Raw genomic sequence first — 25615 nt, 5'->3', positions numbered from 1 at the left:
AGCATTGAGCTCCTAATTTCAATGTAATATAACCTTCGTATGGGAGTTGACACCTATTGCGTGCGGATGACAAGCTTCCCACGTGTATGATGTGTTTCGCTCTTCTTATGCGCCTCCTGAAGTCCCTGCTCGCTTAAATCATATGTCTCGTCAATCACAGGTTTGAGTTTTCCTTCTGAGGCAAGCTTCGCCAGTTGGTCGAGCTGCTCCCCTTTCGGTTCCATCATGAATACATTCGCCGTTACGCCTGCCTCCTTGGCAAGGTTCTCGTCCGGTTGCTCCACCAGCGAAACCAGATGTCCGCCGGACTTTAGCACCTTGAAGCTGTCCCGCTGAATATCACCACCCATTGTATCGAGCACGACATCATACCCGGAGAGGATCACTGAGAAATCTTCTTTTTTATAATTGATAAAATGATCCACGCCCAAGGAGCGAAGCAGCTCCTCATTGGACTCACTCGCCGTTGCCGCCACTTCAGCACCAATGTATTTAGCAATCTGTATCGCATAAGTTCCCACACCGCCTGCTCCCGCGTGAATCAATACCTTTTGCCCCTTGGCGAGGTGCGCATGATCAACAAGTGCCTGCCAGGCTGTCATGCCCGCAAGCGGTATGGCCGCAGCATCCTCAGAACTCAGATTGTCCGGAATACGGGATACGATATCTGCATCTACCGCCACATATTCTGCATAGGTTCCGAAGCTTCGCGGACGGGCAAATACACGATCACCCTCCCTGAACTGTGTAACATTGGATCCTACCTCTGCCACAATACCCGCAGCATCCCCGCCCAAAATCAAAGGGAATGAATCAGCCGCTTCTTCCATATGTCCTTGTCGGACCTTGAAGTCGACCGGATTCACCGAGGTTGCATGAATCTGGATGATAACCTGATTGATTCCACATGTCGGCTTGGGTACTTCCTGTTCCTTCAATTGTTCCGCTCCACCAAACTTATCAATAACAATAGCTTTCATTGCAAATCCCTGCCTTCCCATTGGATTATTGCGTGCTCTCCTTCTTCATTACCCTGTGCAGCCATTCACTTGACCTTGAATCTCAATCGCTCGCCGTCCTCGTTCCATCAAAAAACCAGCCACTAAGCATGCTATAATAGGAACATTCTCATTTTTCATGAACTAACGGACAAGCGAGGGAAAACAAAATGGATATTGAGGTCATCACATTACATGCATTTTCGGATATCGCTGAGGGAGGTAACCCCGCTGGAGTCGTTCTGCAGGCAGAGCATTTGTCCGCGTCGCAGATGCAAGAGATTGCCAGACAAGTCGGATTTTCCGAAACGGCATTTGTCATGCCTTCGAATTTAGCTGATTACAACATACGTTACTTTACTCCAAATCATGAAGTTGACCTATGTGGACATGCAACGGTGGCACTATTCTATCTCATGAAGGCAGAGCAGATGGTTGACGTGGGCAAGTATACACTTAATACACTTGCGGGAATTCTCGAAGTAACCGTCGAGGAAGGCGGTGACGTCTATCTGTCCCAGACACTTCCGCAGTTTGGAGAGCTGGTCAACCGGCAGGACATCGCAGACTCTCTGCAGATTCCGCTGCAAGACCTACACTCAGAATTGCCTGTACAGATCGTGTCTACCGGGCTGCGCGACATCTTAATTCCGGTTAGGCATCCTGATGTTTTGACAAACATCAATCCTAATCTTCTGCAAATCTCCGACATCAGCAAAGCTCATCAAGTGGTGGGTTATCATGTGTTCGCACTCGAAACGCAGGATAATGCAGCCCTCGCAGAATGTCGGAACTTTGCCCCGCTGTACAACATACCGGAAGAGAGCGCCACAGGTACATCCAATGGCGCATTGCTGTGTTACCTGCATAAGTATCAACAACTCCGAGCTCCCCATAATCAGACATATATGATCAAACAAGGGTACACGATGAACCGTCCTTCCAGGATTCTAGGCAGAATAACGCTCGGCCCTTCCAACGAGATCACTCAAGTTCAGATCGGCGGTGTCGCCGTGCATATCGAGAATATTCAAATTCATCTTCCTTAAGCAAAAAATATCCGCGTTGCTCGCCTTTTCACTACAGTACTTGGTAGCATAGGAATCCAAAAAAAGCGTCACACCCGAGAGTTGAAGCCTCTCCATGGTGTGACGCTGCTACCAAAACCCAATCTAACCTGTCTCTTTCCTTCGTAATCGATTTCTCAGACGTTCATATTGCCCATAGATCCACGGCGCTTCCTTCGTCAGGATTGGCCCAAGTACCGCCAGAATCAGCACGTACAGCACAGCAAAGGACTGGATTGAAACCATCAGTCCTCCGGCCTTGCCAATGTTCGCCATAATGATCGAGAACTCTCCTCGGGAAACCAGCGTGAATCCCACTTTGAGTGAAGCCTTTGGCGTCATTCCGGACATTCTGCCTGCAATCATTCCTGCGCCATAATTGCTCACAATCGTTAAAATGACCGCAATGATCGTCATCCCGACAGCTCCCCCAAGGGAGGAGGGTTCAATGGTCAGCCCAAAGCTAAAAAAGAAGATCGCACCAAAAAAATCCTTGAACGGCATGACCTGATGCTCAATCCGGTTCGCATGTCTCGATTCACCGAGTACCAGCCCCATCATTAATGCACCGATCGCCTCGGCAACATGCAGTGTTTCCGAGAAACCAGCGACTAGAAAGAGCAACGTCATCACGGTAAGCAGAAACAGTTCGGATGACTTGATATTCAGCGCCTTGTCAATATACTTGATGCTCTTCCGGCCAATGATCAGAAACAGCACAATGAACAGCATCGCAGACAAGGATACCAGCAGCACACTGAGGAACGAGGTTGCCCCGCTGAGAACGAGTCCAGTCAGGATCGAGATATGAATGGCAATGAACAGATCGTCAAACATGATCATGCCCATAATAATCTCCGTTTCAGGATTCGCCGTGCGCTTCAGATCAACGAGTACTTTGGCCACAATCGCTGTTGAAGAGCTGGTCATGATGCCGCACACCACCAGCGTTTCTTTTAACGGCAGCTCCATGAACCAGCCCAGCAGCAGACCGGAAGCAAAATTAAGCCCTACATAGAACATGCCTCCGGTCAATATGGCTTTGCCCGATTTCATCAAACGAGAGACCGAGAATTCAAGTCCAAGATAAAATAGAAGAAACAAAATGCCAAGCCTGCCCATAAATTCAATAAATGCCGAGCTTTCGATGAAACGCAAATCCACGATACCGATCTGTGGTGCATGCGGTCCAACTGCCATTCCGATCAGAATATAGAAAGGAATGACCGAAAATCGTAATCGTGCAGATATTAGCCCCGTAAGTGTAATCAGCGCAACAGCAATTCCCACTTCGAATATGAGCATATCCATGGGCTACAACCGTCCATCGGATAATAACCGTTTTAATTGCCTGATCTGATCCCGCTCTCCTGCTACGACAATGGTAGCCCCTGAGGCAAATGCATAGTCTGGCCCCGGATTAAACTGTTTCTCCCTGTTCTTCTCCACCACCGCCAGAATGACAGCCCCCGTCGCTTGGCGGATATCCAGTTCCCCAATCGTTCTTCCAACGCTTCGTGAATGAGGTTCGATTCGCAACCATTCGATCAGCAGGCCCTCGAGCATAACTTCCCGTTCATCCTGGAACTTGGGCTTATAAATCATGCCTCCCACGATGGCAGCGACTGCCCGGGCCTCTTCGTCATCCAAGGTTATCAGGGATATCATATCCCCCACCTCTTCAGGCGTGTCTCCGGATTCCATGTGAAACAGATCGCGCCGCTCATCATTATGAATCACGATAATCAAATGCTCTCCGCTACGGGTATGCAGCCAATACTTGCGTCCAATTCCCGGTAAATCCGTCTCTTTAAAGTGCATGATCCACACCTCCTGAAGACACCGGATTCAAGGTTGTACTACTCCAAGTGATTTCCGTAATACGCACCCTCATGGAACCAGCAGGGATTGTAACGGATCTCGTTTCCCCTTTGCTGCTAAGCAGTAATTGACGTCCTACAGGCGAGAGAAAGGAAATGCGCCCTGCATCCGGATCTGCCTCTTCAGGCATGACGATCTTGAATGCATCCGACGTATGGAAATCAATGTAATCAAATCGGATCTCGCTCCCAATAAGCACGACGGAATGGAGAAGCTCATCCGGGCCGAGCAGCAGCTTCTGGACATATCCGGTGTAAGCAGTCAATAATTTCTCCATCTGTATCCGCTCGGGTTCACGCACGTCAAAATAGGCGTCGAGAAATGTCCTTTTCTCTTCACCCAATGTAATGAGCTGTTTCACCAGTATTTCTCTGCAAGGTTGAAGGTTAGACCTATGGTTCATAATAGATCTCACCTCCTATACAAGCTTTGTTCTCCACATGAATTCGCATGTTGCTGTTCATCATCCTGTTTTCCTCCTTCTGTTAGGTAAAAGCCCCGGAAACCGGGGCCTTCTTACCATCTTACCAAAACTAATTTTTTAATCCAGTCTATTCAGCTAACTTCCCGTTCAAAATGGGTAATCGGCTGTATTATCCAATATTGGAATCCAATCTTTACACCACATGATAGATCCATAGAACATTTTAATAACGTCATAAAAAACATTTTATGGGTTTTCATCTCGTATTTTTATTTTCTTTCCTGTATATTTAACTACAAACTTTTATGCAATTTATGCAAATAGCCAACCAAAGACTTTAACACAATAAAGGAGTGCATCGAAAAAGTGTCCACTATTACTCACGAATCAACTCAAGTCACTGCTGCAGAATATGTTCATTCCGTTTATGAATCGGTTATCGCCAGAAATCCGCAAGAACATGAATTCCATCAGGCTGTAAAAGAGATTCTGGACTCACTCATTCCTGTGATTGAAGCACACCCGAAATACATGAACAACAGCTTGCTCGAACAGCTGGTTGAACCTGAACGTGTTATTACGTTCCGCGTACCTTGGGTCGATGACCAAGGCAAGGTCCAAGTGAACCGCGGATTCCGCGTGCAGTTCAACAGTGCCATCGGTCCTTACAAAGGCGGTCTGCGCTTCCACCCTTCCGTGTATTCCGGAATCGTGAAGTTCCTGGGCTTCGAACAGATTTTCAAAAATGCACTGACTGGACTGCCGATCGGCGGCGGTAAAGGCGGTTCCGACTTCGATCCCAAAGGAAAATCCGATCTGGAAGTGATGCGTTTCACGCAAAGCTTCATGACAGAGCTGTATAAATATATCGGTTCCGATACGGACGTACCTGCAGGCGATATTGGTGTAGGCGCGAGGGAAATCGGTTACATGTTCGGACAGTACAAACGCATTAGCAGCGGGCATGATGCAGCTGTATTGACGGGGAAAGGTCTGCTGTATGGCGGAAGCCTTGCACGCAAGGAAGCCACTGGATTCGGTTGTGTGTATTTCGTGAACGAGATGCTGAAATCGAAAGGGCTGAGCTTCCAGGACAGCACAGTGGTTGTTTCCGGTTCAGGCAATGTATCCATTTACGCCATCCAAAAGGCTCAGGAGCTCGGTGCCAAGGTCGTGGCTTGCAGTGACTCGGGGGGATACATATACGATGCAGAAGGAATTAACCTGGATACCGTAAAACGATTGAAAGAAGTGGATCGCCTGCGGATCAGCGAATACGTCAAAGAGCATCCTCATGCGGTGTACACCGAGGGCTGTGCAGGTATCTGGTCCATCCCGTGCGATATCGCGCTGCCTTGCGCAACGCAAAATGAGATTGATGAACAGTCTGCTGAACTGCTCGTGCAAGGCGGCGTGAAAGCCATCGGTGAAGGAGCCAATATGCCTTCCACGCTTGCTGCAATCGATCTTTTCCTGAAAGAGGGCGTTCTGTTCGGTCCGGCGAAAGCAGCCAACGCAGGTGGAGTTGCAGTGTCCGCCCTTGAAATGTCTCAGAACAGCATGCGGTTGTCCTGGTCATTTGAAGAAGTGGACGCGAAGCTGCATGAGATCATGCGGAACATTTACAACAGCTGTGTAGAGGCAGCGGATCAATATGGCTGTACAGGCAATCTTGTGGCAGGAGCCAACATTGCAGGCTTCCTGAAGGTAGCCGATGCCATGCTCGCTCAAGGCGTAGTCTAAGTTTTAATCAATTTGACCGTTCCACTTGAAGCGTGTGCACATCATCATTCATCTTAACTTTATTCATGAAGGACAGTTCTCCCTGTGGAGAGCTGTCCTTTTCATCTTTTGAAATGATCGGAGCACGCCAGGCCTTCACAGGGTGAGACGGTCAATATGGTTGTGTTCTCCCTCACGCAAAAAAGCCGCCAAAATGGCGGCTATTACATTCCATATGATTATGAACGAACGGTTTTCAGTGCCCCGCTCCAGGACAACACTTGATCCAACATTCCGTTGAGATTGGTCAAGTGCAGATCAGCCGGTTTGAAGGTTCCGTTATCAAAATCGGTGAATAAAGAAAGCGCCGGGTGAACACGAACATCGGCAACCGACAGTTCTCCGAGAATACCGCGCAGGTGTTCTGCCGCACGTGCACCGCCTACCGAGCCATAACTAACAATTCCTGCAGCTTTATCGTTCCAAGCTTCACGAGCATAGTCCAGTGCATTTTTCAGTGATGCAGAGATGCTGTGATTATATTCCTGTACGATAAATACGAATCCATCGAGGCTCGCCAGCTTGGTGTTCCAGGCAGTAGCCTGTTCTGTTGCATCAGCTTCGCCCAATAGCGGCAGCTTATAATCGGCAATATCCACGATTTCATAGTTGGCATCACCGCGTGAATCAGCGATCTGTTTTACCCATTCTCCTACTTGCGGACTCAACCGACCTTCACGTGTACTCCCAAGAATAATCCCGATATTTAATTTCGACATTTTTGTTTCCTCCTCTTGTGTGTTGTTGTTAGTTTTACCGAATAACTTATCCATAAATCCCATATCTGCACCATCCTGCATCCGTTTAATTGTTTGGCTTGTTATTGATAATAAGTTATATGATTAAATTAGTCAAGTAACTTACATAAAGTTTGCAAATGTTTTTTTACCTCTACTTATCATATCAATGTTGATTCCTATTTATTCTGCAATTTTGCCCTCCCATATGAAACCTATAGGAATTGATCATATTTCAGTGTAATGGTAAAGTGATATTAACACTGAATATCCAGTTTTTTCATTTATTAAAGGAAGTGTACACATTGTCTAATCTATCCCACGGCAGTACGATGAGCCCTCATTTATACACGGACTGTGAGCAATGTTTCGGGCTGTGCTGCGTTGCCTTGCCTTATGGCAAGTCATCCGACTTTGCTTTTGACAAAGCCAGCGGCACCCCTTGCTCCAACCTGCGCTCAGACCATCGCTGCGGCATTCATACGCAGCTCCGGCAAAAGGGCTTCAAGGGCTGCACCGTCTATGACTGCTTTGGTGCAGGTCAGAAGCTGTCCCAAGTAACCTATGCGGGCAGAGATTGGCGGGATCATCCGGAATCCGCTGCCGAAATGTTCGACTGCCTGCCTGTCATGAGACAACTGCATGAACTGCTCAGTTATATGAACGAAATGCTCTTGAGGCCGGAAACCTCCTCTCTTCACGATGCCATCCGCAGCGTATACCAGGAGACGGAACGCCTAACCGATCTGGAGCCTTCCGCGATTCTGCGTCTGGATATTCCCTCTCAGCGGGCGATCGTAAACGATCTTCTGGTGCAGGGGAGTGAACTGGTACGTGCGCATGCGCCATCCAGCAGCCATGAACAAGGGAAATCCAAACGCAAGAAATTGAAAGGAAGAGACTTCCTAGGCGCCAATTTAAGAGGTGCTGACCTCCGGGGAGCAAGCTTTCGGGGCGCCTTAATGATTGCTTGTGACCTGCGCAATGCCGACTTAAGACATGCTGATCTGATCGGTGCCGACTTGCGTGATGCGGATCTGGGCGGAGCAGATCTGACCGGGAGCATTTTTCTGACACAATCCCAGCTGAATGCAGCCAAAGGCGATTCCCGTACCAGACTGCCAGCTCATCTCAACTTGCCTGAGCACTGGTTGTAAAGATATCCTCTGCTATATAAGAGAGAGCTTTAACAAAAACAGCCCGTCCCCATAATGAAGGACAGGCTGTTTCTATTTATTGCAATGAATGAATCGTTTTATTTCGAACATTACAGAAGATCGCGGCGAAGTTCCTCAGCGGATTTCGGGGACAGGTGACCAAGTGGAATATCAAATACTGTTTTGGCACCTTTATGTCCTTCCAAGCTCAAACGCTGTGCAGCCCGTGCATAAGCGACCAGTACACTAGCGGTGAATTCAGGGTTGCTATCGAGTTTCAGACCAAATTCCACAATTTGCTTTTGGCCTGTACCGGTAACACCACTACGAATAACAAATCCACCGTGCGGCATACCTTCATGTTCCGATTTAAGCTGCTCTTCAGTAATGAACGTTACCGTTGTATCGTAATCTGCAAAATAGTTCGGCATGGATACAATGGTTTCACGAATTTCATCCTGGTTAGCACCTTCTTCAGCCACGACATAGCATTGACGCAGGTGTTTCTCGCGTGTGGACAGTTCCGGTGTCTCGCCTGCGCGGATCCGGTTAATCACTTCTTCAACAGGTACAGTGTACTGAACACCTGCCTTAACCCCTGGAACACGGCGGATTGCATCGGAGTGACCTTGACTGACCCCTTTGCCCCAGAATGTGTACTCTTTACCCTCTGGCAGAATGGATTGGGCGAGCAGACGGTTCATGGAGAACAAGCCTGGGTCCCAGCCTGTGGAGATCACACTAACGTGACCGCCTTGCTCTGCTGCAGCATTCACTTCCGCGTAGAATTCAGGAATTTTCGCATGTGTATCGAAGCTGTCCACCGTATTGAACAACTTGGCAATGGCAGGTGTCTGCTCCGGAAGATCCGTTGCCGAACCGCCGCAAAGAATCATGACATCGATTTTACCTATGTATTGCTCGGCAGCAGAGATGTGCTCAAAACGAGCTTCTGTACCTTCTGCAACCATCTGCTCCGGATTACGCCGTGTAAATACAGCAACAAGCTCCATATCCGGGTTTTGCACAATGGCTTTCTCCACGCCTTTACCCAGATTTCCGTAACCTACGATACCAACTTTAACCATGTTCGATCCTCTCCTGTCTTCTTCTATAGTTGCTTACTACTCTAGTATAAAGATATAACATACCATGTAACCTGTTAGGTTTCCAGTCGAAATCAAAAATACCTTGCACTACATGCAGCATCAGGCTGCTTTCATGCAAAGCATCCGCCATTCATTCCTATCATGGACCTAGAAAAATAATCGAAACACATGAATGATGTAATCCGACTGTTCCGTAAAATGTGCTACAGATGCTGCATCTACTCTGGCTGTGAAGCACAAGAAAGATAGGGTTAGAATCAAGAGAGAGAGTACACTGCTTGCCAGGAGCAAGGATGCGAACTTGGTGACGACCCTTAATTTTCTCATCCAATCTGCCTCCTGTTCGCTGTTTGTTTCGGAGATTATATGTTTCATTTGTGACCTGTGGATTCAGCCATGTCCAAAATAGCACCCGCAACGGCATCCGGTTGACTGTTATGAATGTAATGTTTGGCGTGAGGAACAATCTGCTGTCTCCCCTGTACGGACCATGAGGCAAACTCGGCTTGATCTGCCTGCCATGCCAGGCTTCCCTCACTTGGTTGATCTGATCCGGCCGTAAGAATGGTTAGAGGAAAGGAAAATGGCTGTTTGTTCTCCAGCACACGGGCTGCGTTAACCTTGGAACGATGAATCTCATCCATCACGTTGTCGTTGTACGCATGCTTCAGCGCCGAACTGGTAGCGGCCTTTTTCATTGGTTCCGCAACCAGGTCCGGGTCAATAACCAGCGTTGCCATCATCCGATCCGAATGCAGCAATGTTCGTGCAATGCCTGTTTTCACCAGAAATCTTGCTGAATCGAAATACCAGTCTGGCGCATCCATCTCCGCCGTGCTGTAATATTCAGGACTACCCCCATCGATCATAACGATACCTGCCACTTCATCCGGATACATTTGTGCATATCGAATGGTCTCCAGAGATCCCAGGGAGTGACCCACCATGATGTACGGTGGTCGCTGACCGGATTTGCGAAGCAATTGATGAACTTCATCTACAACGGTATCGATGTCACGCGGCTGCTCTGTATAGTCGCTGTATCCATACCCGAATCGGTCATACACGGCAATTTTCACGTGGGATTTCAGCTTGTCATACAGCGGACTGAAATCCACGTAGGGATTCGGTGTTCCCCAGCCTGATGCAAGTACAACGGTCACGGATCCCTTTCCCGCCGAGTAGAGGTGCATATTACGTCCACTTACCTCATACAGCCTGCCAGGCGGCGTATATGACTTCATATCCTGTGCAGACTGATAAGCTTCGTAAGCCGTACCTGTAAGCAGCAGCAGACCTGTCGTCAGCATCAGGCTACCTAATACTTTCACCACTCTCCGTAAACCCTTGTTCATCGCTTCTCTACCCCTTACACGCTAATCTCATCTTCGTCTATGCCTTGCATAACGTTCCTATATGTATTCTTTAATCCTACCCAAGAACCGTTGTAACCGGAACAATCCGGGGTCCAGTTCTTCCCCCAACCAAAGTCCAGTTCATAACTTACCCTGCGGGCTGAGAAGGGACTGTCCAGCATTATATTAGAGGGGATAGACAACCCAGTTCACACCAAAAAACCGCAAATTCCCGATGAATTATCGGAAACCTGCGGTTCTCACCTTACTCTATTATTCAGCCTATTCTGCGACTGCTACAGTTGCAGCGTTAGTCCGACTGGACAGTGGTCACTACCCATCACATGACAGTCGATGTTTGCATCTTCAACCAGTGGTGCCAGTTGATTGGACACGAGGAAATAATCGATACGCCAGCCCACATTCCGCTCCCGTACCTTTGGCATATAAGACCACCAGCTATACACGTCCGTGCGATCTGGATACAAATGCCGGAAGCTGTCCACATATCCCGCCGCCAGCAGTTCGGTCATTTTCCCCCGTTCTTCCAGCGTAAATCCGGAGTTGCCCATATTGGGCTTCGGATTCTTCAGGTCAATCTCCTGATGAGCCACATTCAGGTCACCACAGACAATGACCGGCTTGGTCTGCTCAAGCTGCAGGATATATTTCAGGAAACGATCCTCCCACTCCAGTCGATATGGAAGACGGGTCAGATCACGCTTCGCATTGGGCGTATATACATTCACCAGGTAAAAGAGGTCAAACTCCAGCGTAATCATCCGGCCTTCCGGTTCGCTGTCTTCCTCCATCCCGTAGCGGACGGATAACGGCTTGATCCGGGTAAATACGGCTGTGCCGGAATATCCTTTTTTGATGGCATAATTCCAGTATTGGTACACATCTTCCCCGAGGTCCATCTCAATCTGCCCTGCCTGAAGTTTGGTCTCCTGCACACAGAAAATATCGGCCTGGCTTTCCTTATAATAATCCATGAATCCTTTCGTAACGCATGCCCTTAACCCATTCACATTCCAGGACACTAGCTTCATATCCTCATCTCCTCACATCTCCCCAATATAGCATGGGCGAATTCATAAGGACAAGGCTATCCGCCTGGAAATGGGACGAGGGGTGCTCAGAGCCAGTTCCCGCTAGGTAAACAGCCACTCCAGCGCTTCGGGAAAGTGTTTGGCAAAGAACAGCATGTCATGTGTTCCTCCCTCTTCCTCAACATAGTTCAACCGATCAGCGGGGTATCCCTTTGCCAAAATCGCCCTAACCGCTGCACGCGTATAGTCCAGCATATGGGCCTGAATATTTTGTTTGTAGATGCCCTCCAGGCTGCCCACATACATATAGAGCTTCAGTTCACTTCGATCAGACCAGGCTTGCCCGGTCATGTAATCCAAAAAGCCTTCGTACCACATCGAAGCAGACAGCGCCCCGACTTTGCCAAATACGTGCGGGAATTCGGTGGCTGCATACAGGGAAATTAAGCCCCCAAGTGAACAACCCATGATTCCCGTATTTGCTCGATCTGACAATGTGCGATAGTTCGAATCCACGTGCGGTTTCAACTGCTTGACAATCGTATGCAGATAAGCTCTGCCATGTCCGCCAAAGGACGAAAACGAAGCCGTAAGGGCAGGCAATGGCCAAGGCGTATAATCATCGTTCCGATTATGGGCCTCAATGCCAACCAAAATCACTTCAGGCAGCCTTCCCGTTCGGTAATAATGATTCAAAAGATTGCTGCAGGCCTTGGCTACTGCTCCCCCATCCTGAATATAAACGACAGGATAACGACCTCCATCAGCGTAGGAGGGTGGGAGAAGAAGATGAAGCGTCCAGCCGCCTACTGTCTCATGTATCCATTTACTCATGCTAGAATTCCTCTCCTCCAATGCGAATCCGGCCAATCACATCCGGTTTTTGAGCAGCAAAAATATAAAATACGGTACTCCGATAATGGAGATCACAATGCCTACAGGCAGCTCTGCCGGGGCAAATACGGTTTTGCCAATCAGATCACCCACGACGACCATGGCCATACCTACCAGCCCGGATACCGGAATGACCCGATTATAATGAAGACCTACCAGTCTTCTGGCGATGTGAGGAGCGATGAGACCAACAAATCCGATACTGCCGGAGACGGCAACACAGGCGCTGACCAGTCCAACACTGCCGAGCAGCAGCAGTTTTCTCTCCCGGTGCACATCCACGCCGAGCCCCTGACTGCTGGCCTCCTGCAGCTGCATTACATCAAGTACACGGGATTTCAGCCAAAGCAGCGGAATAAGCAGCACCAGCCAGGGTATCATGGCCGCAATGAAGCGCCAGTTGGCATTATAGATACTGCCCGTCAACCAGACGGTGGCCATCTCAAAGTCCCCAGGGTTCATCTTCAGGGAAAGATAGAGCGTGATTGCACTAAAGCCCGAACCGATGGCAATCCCGACCAAGATCAGCCGCTGCGAATCCAGCTGTCCCCGCTCCTGGGCAAACCACAGAATAAGAGTTACCGCCACTAAGCCTCCGATCAGCCCAAACAGCGGCAGGGCCATAATAGACAACCAGCCGGTCCCCGATATGGAACCCTGGAACAGCAGCATAAACAGCACCATGGCCGTTCCCGCTCCTGCATTGATTCCAAGCAAGCCTGGATCAGCCAGCGGATTGCGGGCAATCCCCTGAATAACCGCCCCTGCAATGCCAAGTCCCAGCCCAAGCAGCAGGGCAATGACGATCCGCGGCAGCCTGAAGTCGAAAATAACGAGGTCATGTTCATGCACGGGGTCCAGCCGCAATAAGGTTTTGACTACCTCCATGACCGAGATATCGAACGTACCGTTCGTCAGACTGATATACACTGCCGTTGCGATAATAGCTGCACATACGAATATAACGGTCCATAATTTTCCACGCTTCCGTTCAGGCATGTTTTCCCCCTCCTTTGGTCTTGATCAGATAGAGGAAAAAAGGCACGCCAAACAATGCGGTGACAACCCCAATCGGTGTTTCAAATGGTGAATTGATGAACCTGCTCAGAATGTCGCACCATGCAAGGAATATCCCGCCCAGAATGGCTGAACAAGGAACAACCCAGCGGTAATCCACACCGAAGAAAAAACGCGTGATGTGCGGTATTAACAAACCGACAAATGCGATCTTCCCTGCCAATGCCACGGAAATCCCCGTTAAAATAACAACGCTCAGGATGGATAATGCCTTGACCCATTCGGTCCGTTGTCCTAGGCTTGTTGCAACGTCATCTCCCATGGACAGAATGGTAACGGACTTCGAAAGGATCAGCGCTAACGCCAATCCCACCACAGCAAAGGGAATAATCAGCTTGATCATGGTCGGATCCATCTGATGCAGTCTGGCGTTGTACCAGAAGCTGATGGTCTGGGACACCTGATAGTAGGTCGCTACAGCCTGCGACACACCACCTAGAAATGTGCCAATAATCGTGCCCAGGATGGCAAGCCGCACAGGGGACATTCCGCCGGGCAGCAGCCAGGCAATGAAAAATACGAGCCCTGCTCCCAGAGCAGATCCCGCCAGGGAATAAAAAATAAGCCCAAGGGAAGACGTATTCGGCATAAATACCATGCATAGCGTGATTACAACGACCGACCCATCGGATACCCCCATAATGGAAGGGGAGGCAAGATAGTTTCTTGTCATCCCCTGCATGAGAGCGCCGGATACGGCCAAAAAAGCGCCGATCAGCAGAGCACCAATCACGCGTGGAAGCCGTGAAGACACAATGATCTGATGATCGATGCTGTTCGTGTCAAATTCAAAGATACTTGCAATGACCGTGGAAACATCAATATTTTTGGCTCCATACATTATGGATGCCAGAATGGTGGCTGCAATAATCAGAGGCGCTGCTGCAAACAGCACCGCCGGATTCAATCTTCTTTTTTGCATGGATTATACACGCCTTGCTCTAATTATTTGGTTAGCTGCTCCACAGCGGCCTCCAGGAAATGAATCCGGCTCCATGCCGGGCCTCCTTCGGCAAGCGGATCAATCACGTTAACAAACGCCTGATTATTTTGCAGAGCTGTCGTTTTCTGCAGGATCGGGTTATTCTTCAGATCTTCAAGCGCATTCGGCGTGTCTGCATTCTCTGTTGCTTCGAATTGAATAAACACCACATCCGGATTCATCTCGGCAAATTTCTCCACGGAGATCGCTTCCTGTGCTTTCGCTGCCTGAATCTCGGAAGGGACCTGGAATCCAAGGTCATTGTACAGAATCGGGTTCACGAAGACCGACTCGGGATATACATACATCTGTCCATTACGGATTCGAACCGCCACGACCTTTTTGTTCTGCAGTGTATCACCTAGCTCTGCCTGAGCCGTTGTCAGGGCTGCTTTGTATTGTTCAATCTCCTGTTTGGCCAGCTCCTGCTTGCCTGTCAACTCAGCGAGCAGATTCAGATTCGCCTCCCAGTTCGTGGAAATGTGAGATACCTGAATGAACGGGGCAATTTTGCCGAGCTGCTCAGCCACTTCAGGCTTGAATTTGGTGGTTCCCAGAATAATATCCGGTTTCAGTGACAAGATGGTTTCAAAGTTTGGCTCAATCTTCTGTCCAATGGACTCTGCTTGATCGGTAATCGAGGTATACATCTCCGGGAACTCCCCGCCAAAGGTAATTGCACCTACAGGGTGTACATCCAGTACCAATGCATCCTCCATCGCTTCCATCGAACCGGTAATTACGATTCGTTGAACATCTGCTGGAACCGTGTATTCCTGATCGAGATACTGAATGGTTCGTGTTCCTTCTGCTGCTTGGCTCGTGTCCGTTTCACTACTCGCTGCTGTACTTTCGGCCTGCGCTGAATTTTCCGTTCCTCCTGCTGTATCTTCCTGTTTACCGCATGCCGCCAGAACAGTCAGCATACAGATCAATGCCAGCAACAACCCCAGTCTTTTCTTCATCTCTAGTGATCCCCCTTCAATAGTTCCATTCTCTAATTGAGAATAATAATCATTATTGAATGATAAACAAGAATGACAAACAGGACCATGGACTCTGTCCTGAATCCCTATGGATTATTTACCGAAGCAGATTCATCATGTCATCCACCATTCGTTCATTGGATACAGGGGAATTTTCAAGCCAAGGGTCAGCCGTAATGATATACAGACGATTATTCTGTACCGCCTTGATGTTTTGCCATAAGGATGTTTTCTGCACATCCTCCCATACGGATAGTGTTTCACTCTCCTGACACACCATCAGGAAAATGCAATCGGCGTTCATTGCACTTAACTGTTCCAGGCTAATGGGTTCGTTGTATACCGTTCCCTGTGGACTGGTATAGGCGGGTCTGACACCCAAATCGCCGTAAAATACTTCCGACATGGAAGGTGAGCTGTACCGGGTGAACTGCTGTTTCAACAAACGTATAACAACTGCCGTACCGTTACCGAGTTCCTGCTGCACTAGCCCCTTGGCCTGCTGGACCTTGAGGTCATAGCTTGACAGCCAGGCTTCGGCATCCTGCTTTCCTCCCACCTGCGCAGCCAGCGTCTGCAGCTGTACGCGCCATGAATGCTCCGAAGCTGCAATATACTGCACAGGCGCAATCTCTTCTAGCCTTTTCCTCTCTTCAGGCCGCAAATGGTCATAACTGATAATCAATTCAGGTTGATGCTCCTGCAGAGCCTGGATTTTGGATTCCCATTCCACGTCCAGACGATAGGCACTGAGGTGCACCGGAATGTCCTTACCGTACATGCGATAGTAATAGGCCGTCCATTTGGGGTGCAGCGGGGCAGCATACGGAGTCATGTTCAGCGCCAGCAAATGTCCCGTCACCCCAATATGATAGGCGGCAATTTTGCGGCGACGGCTGTTCATGTATACCGAAGGGGATACGCCAACGATTTTTTTGAATTTGCGGCTAAAGTAAAACTCATCCTGATACCCGACCTGGTGGGCGATGTCCCGCAGACGCAGATCCGTGCTGGCCATGAATTGCTTCGCCCGGTTGATCCGGAGTCCTGATATGTAGTCCGTGGTGCTCATTCCATATCTTCGTTTGAACAAGTCCACGTAATATTTCGGGCTGAGTCCGGCCATGCCTGCGAGAAGTTCCACCGTCAGATTCTCATTGGAATGTTCATCAATGTATTCTTTGGTACGCTGAATCAACATTTGAGAGTCTTCCTTGAGTGGAGTTTGAGCCTCTGTAACGTGAGCCAGGACCTGCTGGAATTCCAGATGAGCATGGAAACGATCCATGGCTTTGCCGCTGTGCCACAGGTTATTCATTTCTTCACAATGGAAAGCCAGCTGCAGTGTGGAGGCCACTGCCAACTCCCTACCGGATCGAAACAAAGGTGTCTCCTTAATGAGACGCAGCGAACTTGTGTCATCTGGGACTTCCTCATACAGATCGAAACGGACCAGTGTTACTTCAGCGCCCTCTTCTCCAAAAGATGCCAAGCCAAACGTCGATTCAGGCACACATGAATATACGCCTTGTGCCCTTATGTTTACGGAACGGTGATCCAGGGTTAACAAAGCTTCACCACCTGTAACCATGACCAATATATAAGAGGATGTATGCTGCTGGGGCAGCACCCATCCTGTTGTGGATTTGATTTTCTCGATATCTCGCAATTTCAACGTCAGACGATCAAGCGGATGTTCGGAACCCATCAGGCGCTCCTTGTGAAAGTTTTGGGAAATCATCTATTTTCCTGCCTCCATTTGATAACCATTCTCATTTACTCGTTCTAGTATATCAAATTTACGCAGGATTTCGCACGACCTTCTCAGGATCGACACATTAGAAAAAGAAATGATCCACTATCCCCTAGAGGCAAATCGGATTGCCCTGCTCATCAATATCGGCAGTACCGAAATATGACCTTCATCTTCAAAACATGTAAACTCGGCACTGAAGCCCTCAAGTCCCGTCTGGCCCAGCCAATGTGCGAGCTCCCTGGAACGACCCACTACGCCGCTCGGGTGGCTTCCTTCCTGCTCCCCTGCTGCAATTAATACGTGCATCTCCGTCCCGCAATTCTCGGCGCGCGAGACCCATGATGCTCTCTGCTGTTCAATCCAAGCTGAATTCCAGTGGATGGACGGACTGCCTGCGATGTAATGGCGAAATGTTCCGGGATTGCCCAGCAGCATCTGCAACACGAATAACCCGCCGAGGGAGTGACCTACGATGGATTGCCTGCTGCGATCGATCGAATACTTCTCCTCCACCTCCGGCTTCAACTGTTCTTCGATAAAATGCATAAACGCTTCTGCACCGCCATGTTCTGGCCAGCTTGTCCCATCCGGTCTTCGGGGCAGGTCCGCTTCTGGTACCGACATCATGAAATCGTAATGTCTTTCCGGCGGAAAAGGATGCTCCGCATCGTAACCAACCCCGACAATCACTGCGGGGACCACTCCCGTTTTATCTGAACGCACGGATTGAACACACATAGCCTCCACCATGGTACCGAACACAGCATTGGCATCAAGCAGATAGATTACGGGATACCCCCTGGACGGCGGAGCGATATCCGGAACAAAAACGTTAATTACATACTCGCGTCCACTTCGTTCAGCGCGCACCTTATATACAGATGTTCCCGGCAAGATCACTCCAGGACCCATGTCATCTTGATTCATGACCTGTTTCAATGATGATTCCTCCTTGTTGTTAGTCCTTCAATTTCCGATTATATCCAAGGCCCATACATCCTTCCATGGACGATCTCCCCGCCTCATATGGATAATGCACCGTTCATGCAGAGTTCCCAAAAAACGAAAAAAGACCGGAACATGGTCCGGTCTTCGTTCAGCCGCGGAGATGCGCGGCTTTTAGCCTATGTGATTCCTAATCAGGTCATATCGCCTGTACTTCGCTTCTTAACTTGGAGAACACTGCGAGATCGATATACCGTCCCTTTTCAAACTCATGCTGCCGCAGCAGACCTTCCTGTTGGAAACCCAGCTTGTGCAGCAGTCTTATCGAGGCCTCATTCTTCGGTTCCACTCTCGCTTCAATCTTGTTCAGCTGCATGTTCATGAAGCCAAAATGCAGCACGGCACGTGCTACCTCAGTCATGACGCCCTTCCCCCAATACTCGGGATGCAAATCGTATCCGATCTCTGCACGGTTATGTACTTCTTCTCTATTGAGGAACCCGCAGGTACCCACCACCTTACCCGATTCCATATCTTCAATCATCCAGCGCAGACCGGACTGCTCCCTGAAAATCTTCGCATACCAACCTATCTCATCCATCGCATCGTTCACACTCTCAAAAGGTGTAAATGGCATGAATTCCACAACCGTCTCATTGGAATACAACGCCAAAACATCCAAGGCATCCTGTTCATCTGCGGCTCGCAGGTTGAAGCGGTCGGTCTTAAGCACAGGGAACTCGTCAAACACAAACGGGGTATTCATGGATCGTCTCCTTTAAGCCAAACTGTCATCAAACTCTATTCATCTATATCCATATCTTTCCTATCCATTGTACCAAAATCATAAAAAAAAGACCCCTTTAATGCACAGCAGATGATAAAAACAATCACCGTACTATTCAAAAAGGAGTCTTGCTGCACACGGCTAACCGTGCCTGTTGATACTTGATGGTTATTCGATTACAACCCATGGGTATTGGGACGGCTTATCAAACAGAAGCCGTATTCGATCAGGCGCGCAACCTTCCTCGTCAAATACGAGCAGTTCATTCTCTTCCTGCAGCCAGGAAACAGGAACCTTGTAATCTTCCTGCGGACCAATCTGCCAATAGCGGCCCAGATGATGCCCATTCAGATGGAGCGTTCCCTTGCTCATTCCGGTAAGACGAACCATCAATCTCACTTGGTAAGGTTCTGGTACATCAGGTCGGGAGAACTTCCAGCGGTACCACACCGGCTGGCCATATGAATGATCAATCAGCGGACTGGCCATACGATTGCCACTATACTGAACGACATCCTTGGTTTCCATAGGATCGACCGATTCATCGAATGTACCCAGTGTTGCCCACTCCTTGGGAAGCAGTGCTTCGTTGCCAGCCATGCGCCAGTCTGTCAGCTCATCTTCATTTCGGTACAGAATAAGCTCCAATCGGTTCAGAGGGCTGGTGCTATAAGGCATCTCCAGTGTGTTGACCTCACCCGGTTTCAAATAGAGTGACAGATCCACTGTGTGAAATGAAAACCAGTCCTGATATCCTTCGAGCGGTACATCAATGCCATTGATTCGCAGCCCTTTGCTTACAGCTCCAACGAGAATGGCACGGTCCATGCCACCCAGCGTGATACTCCGGCTGAGAAGCGGATGTTCCTCTAGATGATTCACTTCATCCAGATGAACAATTCCACTTGCTGCTTGCCAGTCCCGTCGGATATCCTGTACCGAACCGCCAAGATACACAGGCCCTGCCAATCCTTTGCTTTCTCCCAGATGTGGTGAGAAATTCAGTCGTCCCATGTGCTGGATCAGGATCTGAAGCCTGTTCATTCCTTTCACAGTCCTCACCGGGACAGCCGCCGCACCAACCTGTCTTACCAGCGCCTGTTCCACGCCACCTACGTATATTCTGGCCGTATCCTGAAGATCCGGCAGAATGAGATTGCGCGTACCGTCTGCCTCACTGTGAAAGTTACATTCATAGAGCAAATATCCGTAATCCTGCCCGTACTCCGCGAAGTGTTCCGGCTGACCGCTTGGTGATTGTGCAGCTGCTTCCAACTTTACACGCGATACGTCCGGGGATCCGGACAACCTTGGAGGCATCGGTTGCAGGGGCAGCTGCGGGTGATGAGTTCCCTTCGCCAGATGGTTGACTTGCGTATCCTCCGCACGATTGGACTCTACGGCGGCATCCCGCTGGATAAACTCGCGTCCAGTCAGCATCTGTTCACCATCGGTCCAACCACCAAGCAGCATGATTGACCGATCCGGATCGGAGATCATGCCCTTGACCTGCCCGGATGGCAGAATGTCAACATCATCCAACCCAATCACATAACGCAGTTGTTCCTGATCCGCGCCTTCAATTCTCCAGGTTCTGTCCATCGCTTCACTGTCCAGTACAATGATGCGGAGCGGGACACCGCCAGCCTCCAGACGAATCGTCCCGGGTTCACGGAAATGGAACAAATCCATGCGCCAGACATCACTTTCCGGACCGTGATCCAGGAGCAGCTGCATGCTGCTGCTTATCACTCGCAGGGACGGAGCTTCCAGTTCCACAACCGAACGCTGTCCCGTATCTCCCACAATGAACAACGTTCGTTCACCATTCACCATTTCGTTGCCTGTAATCCATACACCACCAGTCAGGAAAACATCATCTGCAATCCGAATCCGGTCAAAAACCGGAACGATCTGCCCAGGACCCAAGGCAACAGGAAGTGTCCGTCCTTCTTCCAGCGTAATCGGTAGCGTCTGCCGTTCATCCAGGTGACTCTCCAGGAACCAGACCGTCTGGTCGCCAGAACGCCGTCCTCGTATGGAGATTCCTTTGGGATAGCGCAGGCTAATTTCTGCTTCCGTGATCTCTTCGGATTCCATGAAGAATGCTCCGAACGCATTTACGAAATAGGACCACTTCTTCGTTACCGCGTACTTGGGCGTCACACGCCCGTATTCATTCAGCGGTGCATCATAGTCATACGAAGTGACCATGAATATGTCGCTGCTGCCCACGGTTCTACCACCATATCCGCCAAAGTTGGTCCCGCCATAGAACATGTAATGGCTGATTCCGGTATATCCAGCACGGAGAATTTCCATCAGTCGCTTTTCCAGTAATGGCGCCGTTTTCTGAATGGCAGAGGGTCCGCCCCAATTCTCGAACCATCCGGTCCAGAATTCGGTAACTATCTTCGGCGTATCCGGCTGTTTATCACGCAGCTTCGCATAATGCCCGTCAGCACCTGACCAGAAGTTGGCCCCTTCGATCGTCCCTTCTGCACCCCCTACACAGGTAATGAGCGGAACTTCGATGCCGCGACGGAGCAATCCATCCCGAATGCAGTTCATATGGTCGCTTGCTGCAGCGTCATCCATCAGATACCCATATTCGTTCTCCACCTGGACAAGGATAACGCCCCCTCCGGCGGAAACCTGACGTTCACGAATAATCGGAATGATCCGTTCGAAGTACAGGTCCACATAGTGCAGGTAGGTTTCGTTGTTTTCACGGAATTTTACGTTCGGTTTCGTTTCCAGCCAGTAAGGGAATCCGCCAAAATCCCATTCCGCACAGATGAACGGACCTGGACGTGCGATAACCCACATGCCCAGTTCGGCACACAGATCCAGGAAAGCCCCACAGTCACGATCTCCTTCGAAATTCCATTGTCCTTCCTCGGGCTCATGAACGTTCCAGGCAAAGTACGTATCGATACAGTTCATGCCGGCCAGTTTGGCCTTAACCAATACTTCTCGCCACTCTTCCCTTGGCATCCGGAAGTAATGTATCGTTGCACTGTTCAGAAATACGCGTTGTCCATTCCACATGAAGCTATGCCGGTCATAACGCCATTCCGAAGTAACACGGTTGTCAGCCCCAGGTTCTGTAATCTTCTCCTGCTCATGAAGCAAAAGGGATCGTTTCTCTGTCAAAGCGTTCCCCTCCTTCTTAAATGTGTTTGAGTTCATATGTCATTCGTCTATTCCTAATCCACCGAATGGATCTGCGTCTGTTCGATCTACTATTCCGCCTTCAACTTTACACCTTCCAGAACCACGGTGGTCACGGAATTGTCCGCCACAGGCACTTCCACTCCATTGGCATACACCGGAATGTCCTCAAGCTGATCCATATTCCGGTCCGGTGAGGTCTGATACACCTGTGCCGTGGATGAATTCCCAATATCAAAAGACTGCAAATCAAAAGCCTTTTTCCCGGCAGACAGTTCATTACGGATAACCAGCACCAGTCTCTGGCGCTCTGCGTCATAGGCAGCCAGCGTGCGTCCATCATCGGTCGGTATAATCTTCGTCCCCGGACGAATGTACTTGGTGAACTGAGCCATGCCATAATACTGTTTGGTCATCTCATACTGCTCATCCCCATTAAAATTGGCATGGATGAAGCCCCAGTTATTATTGGCACCTTCATCTTCAACCGCCTGCCAGTAGACCCAGGCAGAAGGCTGCATGATTTTCAGATCAAACATGATCCGCTCCGCCAGTTCCTGTACCGATGTCATATCTTCGTGATGATGAGGTTCACTGCCTCCCGTGCCATACTCGGACATCCACAATTTCTTGCCGTGCCGCTCGGCCAGGGTGCGCAGTTCCTCCATTTTGCTTCCATTATAAGAATGAGTATTGATCTGGGCGATCACATCCAGCGTATCCTGATCATACATGCTGAAGTTGTGCACGGTTTCATCAATACTGTTGTCGTCCGCAGCACTGATGACCGTACCATCCAATCCCTTGCTCTTCAGCGATGCAGCCACCTTTTTGATAATCTCGGCCTGCTTGTCGTTGCTGAAGTGACTGCCTTCCTGCATATTGCCTTTTTTCCACCAGTCCGAGGAAGGTTCATTCAGGGGATCAAGCGTCCGGAACGTAATGCCCCACTCATCCCGGTAATGCTTCACCACTTCGGTTAAATAATCGGCAAAGGCATCATACTGATCCTCACGAAGATTATTGCCGCCGTCCACGGAACCTGTTACCGATCCGCTAATCGTCATCCAATACGGTGGTGAGTTGGAGAATGCCTCGGCGATGTTAACTCCGCGTTCCAAGGAGCCCTGCAATACCGACCGCTGCCCTGTATCCGCCTCCCAGTCCCACACGCCAGGTTCAGGCTGGAAGCCGGGAACATCACCGCCAGGGCGAAGCGCCTTCATTTCCGGGTTTTCTTCTCCGCCGATATTGTAACGGACGATGTTCAGTCCCAGTCCTTTGTCTGCATCAAAGACCAGATCCATCACTTCATCGACCTTCGCCTGATCCTTCCATCCCCCCAGATCGTTGGCCCACCATGCAAGCGACGTACCCCATCCTTCAAAATGGTCATAGGACTGTTCCAGCTGCAGACGTACCGGCTCACCCTCAAATGCGAGCATCTTGGACTTTTCATTGGCAAATTGATTCACGATGATTCCTCCTCCCGCCAGAAGCACAATCAGGGCCATACCGATCAGGGTATAGCTCCTTTTGCGGCTGCTGCGTTGTTTGTTATCCGCCATGGCTCACCCAATCCCTTCTCCATGCACGAACATGACATCCACTGATTTTCACGACAGGTTCAATCATTGTACGTACCTCCCGTTACTTGATTCCGCTGCTGCCCCCGCTAATGTTGGCTTCATAGACATAACGCTGTCCGAACAGATAGACCAGCACCATCGGAATGGTCAGGAACAACGAAGCAATCATGACCAGGTTCCAAGGAGGCATCTGCCCGCCGCCTACTGTGGTAAGTAGTTGAACGCCGAGTGCGAGTGGCATTTTCTCCGGATCATTGATATAGATGAGCGGCCCCATGAAGTTCCCCCAGTTATAGGAAAACGAGAAAATGGCGATGGCCGCCAGGATGGGATACGTCAGCGGCATGATAATCTTCCAGTAGATGCCTGGATGTCCCATACCATCGATCATCGCGGCTTCATCCAGCGACTTCGGAATACTCATCACGAACTGACGGATCAGGAATACGTTGAACGCCCCTGCGAAGAAGCTCGGTACGATGAGCGGATAAAACGTATTAATCCAGTCCAGATGGCGGAAGATGATGAACTGCGGCACCATGGTGACCTCGCCCGGAATCATCATTGTGCTTAACAGGACGATGAACAGAAACCGGCTGCCTTTGGCCTTGATGCGGGCGAAGCCGTAAGAAACGATGGAAGCCGACAGTACCGAGCCCACGATGGTGAATACGGTAATGATGATTGAATTTTTCAAATAGGTGCCCAGGTTGTTGTTGGTGAAAATCGTGTAGAAGTTCGACCATTGAAACTCCAGCGGCACGAATGTAAAGGCCGACTTCACCGTGGTTGCATCACTCGCCAGCGCAATCGAGATCATGTACAGGAAGGGCGAAGCAAGCAGCACCCCGACCAGGATCAGAAAAATGTAGGATATCGTTTTCTCCGCTGTGGATGGATTACTCATTGGCTTTTCCCTCCTCGTAGTGCACCCATAGTGCCGATGAACGGAACACAACCAGGGTGAGTGCCATGATGATAATGAACAGCACCCAGGCTATGGCTGAGGCGTAGCCCATTTTGTAGAACTGGAATGCATTCTGGAACAGATAGGGAACGACCATCTGGCTCGCATTGTCAGGGCCTCCAGCTGTAACAATGAACACCTGTGCGAACGTCTGCAGTGCCCCGATCATCCCGGTAACCAGATTGAAGAATATGACGGGCGTGAGCATCGGAAAGGTAATATGGAAGAAGGACTGTGTGCTCTTCGCTCCGTCAATGGCAGCAGCCTCGTACAGCTCCTGGGGAATGCCTTTCATACCCGCCAGCAGCAGTACCACGCCACCCCCAACGCCCCAGAGGGACATGAGAATCAATGCAGGTTTGACCCAGTTCGGATCGAGCAGCCAGGCAGGACCCGGAATGCCGAAGATGGACAGAGCCTTGTTAATCAACCCTTCGGTCGGTGCCAGCAAATGAATGAAAAGCAGTGAGCTTGCTACGACCGGTACGACTGACGGCAGATAGAACAATATGCGAAAAAAGGTAATGCCCTTGATCTTTTTGTTCAGATAATAGGCGATCCAGAGGGAAATCGACATGCCGAGCGGAATGGATATCAAGGCATAGAAGAACGTATTGCCCACGGACTTCCAGAACAGTGGATCATCGGTGAGCAGCGTTTTGTAGTTGTCGAACCCGATAAATTCCGGGGTCTGGAACAGATCCCAGTTGGTGAAGCTCATATAGATGGAAAACAGGATCGGACCCAGGGTAAGCCCCAGGAAGCCGATCAGCCAAGGCGAGATGAAGAGATAAAACCATTTCCCGTCTTTTTTTCTCACGTTAAGCCCTCCCCATGACGTAGAGAGCAGATGGAGATACGCACAAGTTCATGTGCTGCGCTCCATCTGTCCCCCT

Annotated in this window: 23 protein-coding genes; 3 read left to right on the top strand and 20 right to left on the bottom strand. The window is 49.7% G+C overall.

Translation table 11 applies throughout. The annotated features are described in order from the left end of the window. Positions 1–53: 53 nt before the first annotated feature. A complete protein-coding gene (locus tag PIL01S_RS18445) occupies positions 54–980 on the bottom strand; it encodes an NADP-dependent oxidoreductase (RefSeq protein WP_127538780.1) in 927 nt (308 codons plus the stop codon). Positions 981–1168: 188 nt separating this feature from the next. Between PIL01S_RS18445 and PIL01S_RS18440 the strand changes: the two genes are divergently transcribed. Continuing rightward, positions 1169–2047 carry a PhzF family phenazine biosynthesis protein gene (locus tag PIL01S_RS18440; protein ID WP_127538779.1) on the top strand — a complete coding sequence of 293 codons (879 nt, stop codon included), beginning with the start codon at positions 1169–1171 and terminating at the stop codon, positions 2045–2047. A gap of 123 nt (positions 2048–2170) precedes the next feature. Here the strand turns inward: PIL01S_RS18440 and PIL01S_RS18435 are convergent, their stop codons facing one another. The 3 genes from PIL01S_RS18435 to PIL01S_RS18425 are packed head-to-tail and all read right to left on the bottom strand — an operon-like array spanning position 2171 to position 4349. Then, positions 2171–3376 (bottom strand): cation:proton antiporter, encoded by a 1206-nt coding sequence (locus PIL01S_RS18435; RefSeq protein ID WP_127538778.1) that lies wholly within the window; start codon positions 3374–3376, stop codon positions 2171–2173. 3 nt (positions 3377–3379) lie between these two features. Further along, a complete protein-coding gene (locus PIL01S_RS18430) occupies positions 3380–3886 on the bottom strand; it encodes a cation:proton antiporter regulatory subunit (RefSeq protein WP_174818710.1) in 507 nt (168 codons plus the stop codon). Continuing rightward, positions 3876–4349: a GreA/GreB family elongation factor gene (locus PIL01S_RS18425; RefSeq protein WP_127538777.1), complete on the bottom strand. Its 474-nt coding sequence runs from the start codon at positions 4347–4349 to the stop codon at positions 3876–3878. Before PIL01S_RS18425 ends, PIL01S_RS18430 begins: the two co-directional genes overlap by 11 nt. Before the next feature lie 387 nt (positions 4350–4736). On the opposite strand from PIL01S_RS18425, the gene gdhA reads away from it, so the two are divergent. Next, positions 4737–6113, top strand: coding sequence for an NADP-specific glutamate dehydrogenase (gene gdhA, locus PIL01S_RS18420; RefSeq protein ID WP_127538776.1), 1377 nt, complete (start codon positions 4737–4739; stop codon positions 6111–6113). Between the two features lie 218 nt (positions 6114–6331). Here the strand turns inward: gdhA and PIL01S_RS18415 are convergent, their stop codons facing one another. Beyond that, positions 6332–6871, bottom strand: a complete 540-nt coding sequence (locus PIL01S_RS18415) for an NADPH-dependent FMN reductase (protein ID WP_095359839.1) — start codon at positions 6869–6871, stop codon at positions 6332–6334. Between the two features lie 350 nt (positions 6872–7221). Between PIL01S_RS18415 and PIL01S_RS18410 the strand changes: the two genes are divergently transcribed. Beyond that, positions 7222–8046 (top strand): pentapeptide repeat-containing protein, encoded by an 825-nt coding sequence (locus tag PIL01S_RS18410; protein ID WP_127538867.1) that lies wholly within the window; start codon positions 7222–7224, stop codon positions 8044–8046. Positions 8047–8156: 110 nt separating this feature from the next. On the opposite strand, the gene PIL01S_RS18405 is transcribed toward PIL01S_RS18410, so the two are convergent. From PIL01S_RS18405 to PIL01S_RS18335, 15 genes are all read right to left on the bottom strand, one after another. Continuing rightward, entirely contained in the window at positions 8157–9134 is a 978-nt protein-coding gene (locus tag PIL01S_RS18405; protein ID WP_127538775.1) for a diaminopimelate dehydrogenase, read from the bottom strand. 168 nt (positions 9135–9302) lie between these two features. Beyond that, entirely contained in the window at positions 9303–9482 is a 180-nt protein-coding gene (locus tag PIL01S_RS18400; RefSeq protein WP_095359653.1) for a hypothetical protein, read from the bottom strand. 44 nt (positions 9483–9526) lie between these two features. Further along, entirely contained in the window at positions 9527–10510 is a 984-nt protein-coding gene (locus tag PIL01S_RS18395; RefSeq protein ID WP_127538774.1) for an alpha/beta fold hydrolase, read from the bottom strand. A 296-nt stretch (positions 10511–10806) separates the two neighbouring features. Continuing rightward, on the bottom strand, positions 10807–11562 hold the full coding sequence (locus tag PIL01S_RS18390; protein WP_127538773.1) for an exodeoxyribonuclease III: 756 nt from the start codon (positions 11560–11562) through the stop codon (positions 10807–10809). A gap of 102 nt (positions 11563–11664) precedes the next feature. Then, on the bottom strand, positions 11665–12396 hold the full coding sequence (locus PIL01S_RS18385) for an alpha/beta hydrolase (RefSeq protein WP_127538772.1): 732 nt from the start codon (positions 12394–12396) through the stop codon (positions 11665–11667). Between the two features lie 36 nt (positions 12397–12432). Then, positions 12433–13455, bottom strand: coding sequence for a FecCD family ABC transporter permease (locus PIL01S_RS18380; protein ID WP_127538771.1), 1023 nt, complete (start codon positions 13453–13455; stop codon positions 12433–12435). Further along, positions 13448–14455: a FecCD family ABC transporter permease gene (locus PIL01S_RS18375; RefSeq protein WP_127538770.1), complete on the bottom strand. Its 1008-nt coding sequence runs from the start codon at positions 14453–14455 to the stop codon at positions 13448–13450. Before PIL01S_RS18375 ends, PIL01S_RS18380 begins: the two co-directional genes overlap by 8 nt. A 23-nt stretch (positions 14456–14478) precedes the next feature. Further along, the gene (locus PIL01S_RS18370) at positions 14479–15480 is read right to left on the bottom strand and encodes an ABC transporter substrate-binding protein (RefSeq protein WP_127538769.1); all 1002 of its coding nucleotides are present in this window, start codon (positions 15478–15480) and stop codon (positions 14479–14481) included. Positions 15481–15598: 118 nt separating this feature from the next. Continuing rightward, the gene (locus PIL01S_RS18365) at positions 15599–17242 is read right to left on the bottom strand and encodes an AraC family transcriptional regulator (protein WP_127538768.1); all 1644 of its coding nucleotides are present in this window, start codon (positions 17240–17242) and stop codon (positions 15599–15601) included. A gap of 117 nt (positions 17243–17359) precedes the next feature. Further along, complete coding sequence (locus tag PIL01S_RS18360) at positions 17360–18184, bottom strand: alpha/beta hydrolase (RefSeq protein WP_127538866.1); 825 nt, start codon at positions 18182–18184, stop codon at positions 17360–17362. A gap of 217 nt (positions 18185–18401) precedes the next feature. Beyond that, positions 18402–18968 carry a GNAT family N-acetyltransferase gene (locus tag PIL01S_RS18355; RefSeq protein WP_127538767.1) on the bottom strand — a complete coding sequence of 189 codons (567 nt, stop codon included), beginning with the start codon at positions 18966–18968 and terminating at the stop codon, positions 18402–18404. Between the two features lie 189 nt (positions 18969–19157). Further along, entirely contained in the window at positions 19158–22145 is a 2988-nt protein-coding gene (locus PIL01S_RS18350; RefSeq protein WP_127538766.1) for a beta-galactosidase, read from the bottom strand. An 89-nt stretch (positions 22146–22234) separates the two neighbouring features. Continuing rightward, positions 22235–23731: a glycoside hydrolase family 30 protein gene (locus PIL01S_RS18345; protein ID WP_127538765.1), complete on the bottom strand. Its 1497-nt coding sequence runs from the start codon at positions 23729–23731 to the stop codon at positions 22235–22237. Between the two features lie 82 nt (positions 23732–23813). Next, positions 23814–24659, bottom strand: a complete 846-nt coding sequence (locus tag PIL01S_RS18340) for a carbohydrate ABC transporter permease (RefSeq protein WP_095289651.1) — start codon at positions 24657–24659, stop codon at positions 23814–23816. Further along, positions 24652–25539, bottom strand: coding sequence for a carbohydrate ABC transporter permease (locus PIL01S_RS18335; RefSeq protein ID WP_127538764.1), 888 nt, complete (start codon positions 25537–25539; stop codon positions 24652–24654). The genes PIL01S_RS18340 and PIL01S_RS18335 overlap by 8 nt, the downstream gene beginning before the upstream one ends. Positions 25540–25615 lie beyond the last annotated feature (76 nt).

This window comes from Paenibacillus illinoisensis NBRC 15959 (assembly GCF_004000925.1).
GTDB classification, from domain to species: Bacteria; Bacillota; Bacilli; order Paenibacillales; family Paenibacillaceae; genus Paenibacillus; species Paenibacillus illinoisensis.
The sequence above is the reverse complement of the archived record's forward strand: the minus strand, read 5'-3'. Positions and strand labels throughout refer to the sequence as shown.

What these genes read in the sequence shown, in the direction of transcription:
- PIL01S_RS18445 (WP_127538780.1), bottom strand. Translation starts at nt 980, where the DNA reads ATGAAAGCTATTGTTATTGATAAGTTTGGTGGAGCGGAACAATTGAAG.
- PIL01S_RS18440 (WP_127538779.1), top strand. Translation starts at nt 1,169, where the DNA reads ATGGATATTGAGGTCATCACATTACATGCATTTTCGGATATCGCTGAG.
- PIL01S_RS18435 (WP_127538778.1), bottom strand. Translation starts at nt 3,376, where the DNA reads ATGGATATGCTCATATTCGAAGTGGGAATTGCTGTTGCGCTGATTACA.
- PIL01S_RS18430 (WP_174818710.1), bottom strand. Translation starts at nt 3,886, where the DNA reads ATGCACTTTAAAGAGACGGATTTACCGGGAATTGGACGCAAGTATTGG.
- PIL01S_RS18425 (WP_127538777.1), bottom strand. Translation starts at nt 4,349, where the DNA reads ATGAACCATAGGTCTAACCTTCAACCTTGCAGAGAAATACTGGTGAAA.
- PIL01S_RS18415 (WP_095359839.1), bottom strand. Translation starts at nt 6,871, where the DNA reads ATGTCGAAATTAAATATCGGGATTATTCTTGGGAGTACACGTGAAGGT.
- PIL01S_RS18410 (WP_127538867.1), top strand. Translation starts at nt 7,222, where the DNA reads ATGAGCCCTCATTTATACACGGACTGTGAGCAATGTTTCGGGCTGTGC.
- PIL01S_RS18405 (WP_127538775.1), bottom strand. Translation starts at nt 9,134, where the DNA reads ATGGTTAAAGTTGGTATCGTAGGTTACGGAAATCTGGGTAAAGGCGTG.
- PIL01S_RS18400 (WP_095359653.1), bottom strand. Translation starts at nt 9,482, where the DNA reads ATGAGAAAATTAAGGGTCGTCACCAAGTTCGCATCCTTGCTCCTGGCA.
- PIL01S_RS18395 (WP_127538774.1), bottom strand. Translation starts at nt 10,510, where the DNA reads ATGAACAAGGGTTTACGGAGAGTGGTGAAAGTATTAGGTAGCCTGATG.
- PIL01S_RS18390 (WP_127538773.1), bottom strand. Translation starts at nt 11,562, where the DNA reads ATGAAGCTAGTGTCCTGGAATGTGAATGGGTTAAGGGCATGCGTTACG.
- PIL01S_RS18385 (WP_127538772.1), bottom strand. Translation starts at nt 12,396, where the DNA reads ATGAGTAAATGGATACATGAGACAGTAGGCGGCTGGACGCTTCATCTT.
- PIL01S_RS18380 (WP_127538771.1), bottom strand. Translation starts at nt 13,455, where the DNA reads ATGCCTGAACGGAAGCGTGGAAAATTATGGACCGTTATATTCGTATGT.
- PIL01S_RS18375 (WP_127538770.1), bottom strand. Translation starts at nt 14,455, where the DNA reads ATGCAAAAAAGAAGATTGAATCCGGCGGTGCTGTTTGCAGCAGCGCCT.
- PIL01S_RS18370 (WP_127538769.1), bottom strand. Translation starts at nt 15,480, where the DNA reads ATGAAGAAAAGACTGGGGTTGTTGCTGGCATTGATCTGTATGCTGACT.
- PIL01S_RS18365 (WP_127538768.1), bottom strand. Translation starts at nt 17,242, where the DNA reads ATGATTTCCCAAAACTTTCACAAGGAGCGCCTGATGGGTTCCGAACAT.
- PIL01S_RS18360 (WP_127538866.1), bottom strand. Translation starts at nt 18,184, where the DNA reads ATGAATCAAGATGACATGGGTCCTGGAGTGATCTTGCCGGGAACATCT.
- PIL01S_RS18355 (WP_127538767.1), bottom strand. Translation starts at nt 18,968, where the DNA reads ATGAATACCCCGTTTGTGTTTGACGAGTTCCCTGTGCTTAAGACCGAC.
- PIL01S_RS18345 (WP_127538765.1), bottom strand. Translation starts at nt 23,731, where the DNA reads ATGGCGGATAACAAACAACGCAGCAGCCGCAAAAGGAGCTATACCCTG.
- PIL01S_RS18340 (WP_095289651.1), bottom strand. Translation starts at nt 24,659, where the DNA reads ATGAGTAATCCATCCACAGCGGAGAAAACGATATCCTACATTTTTCTG.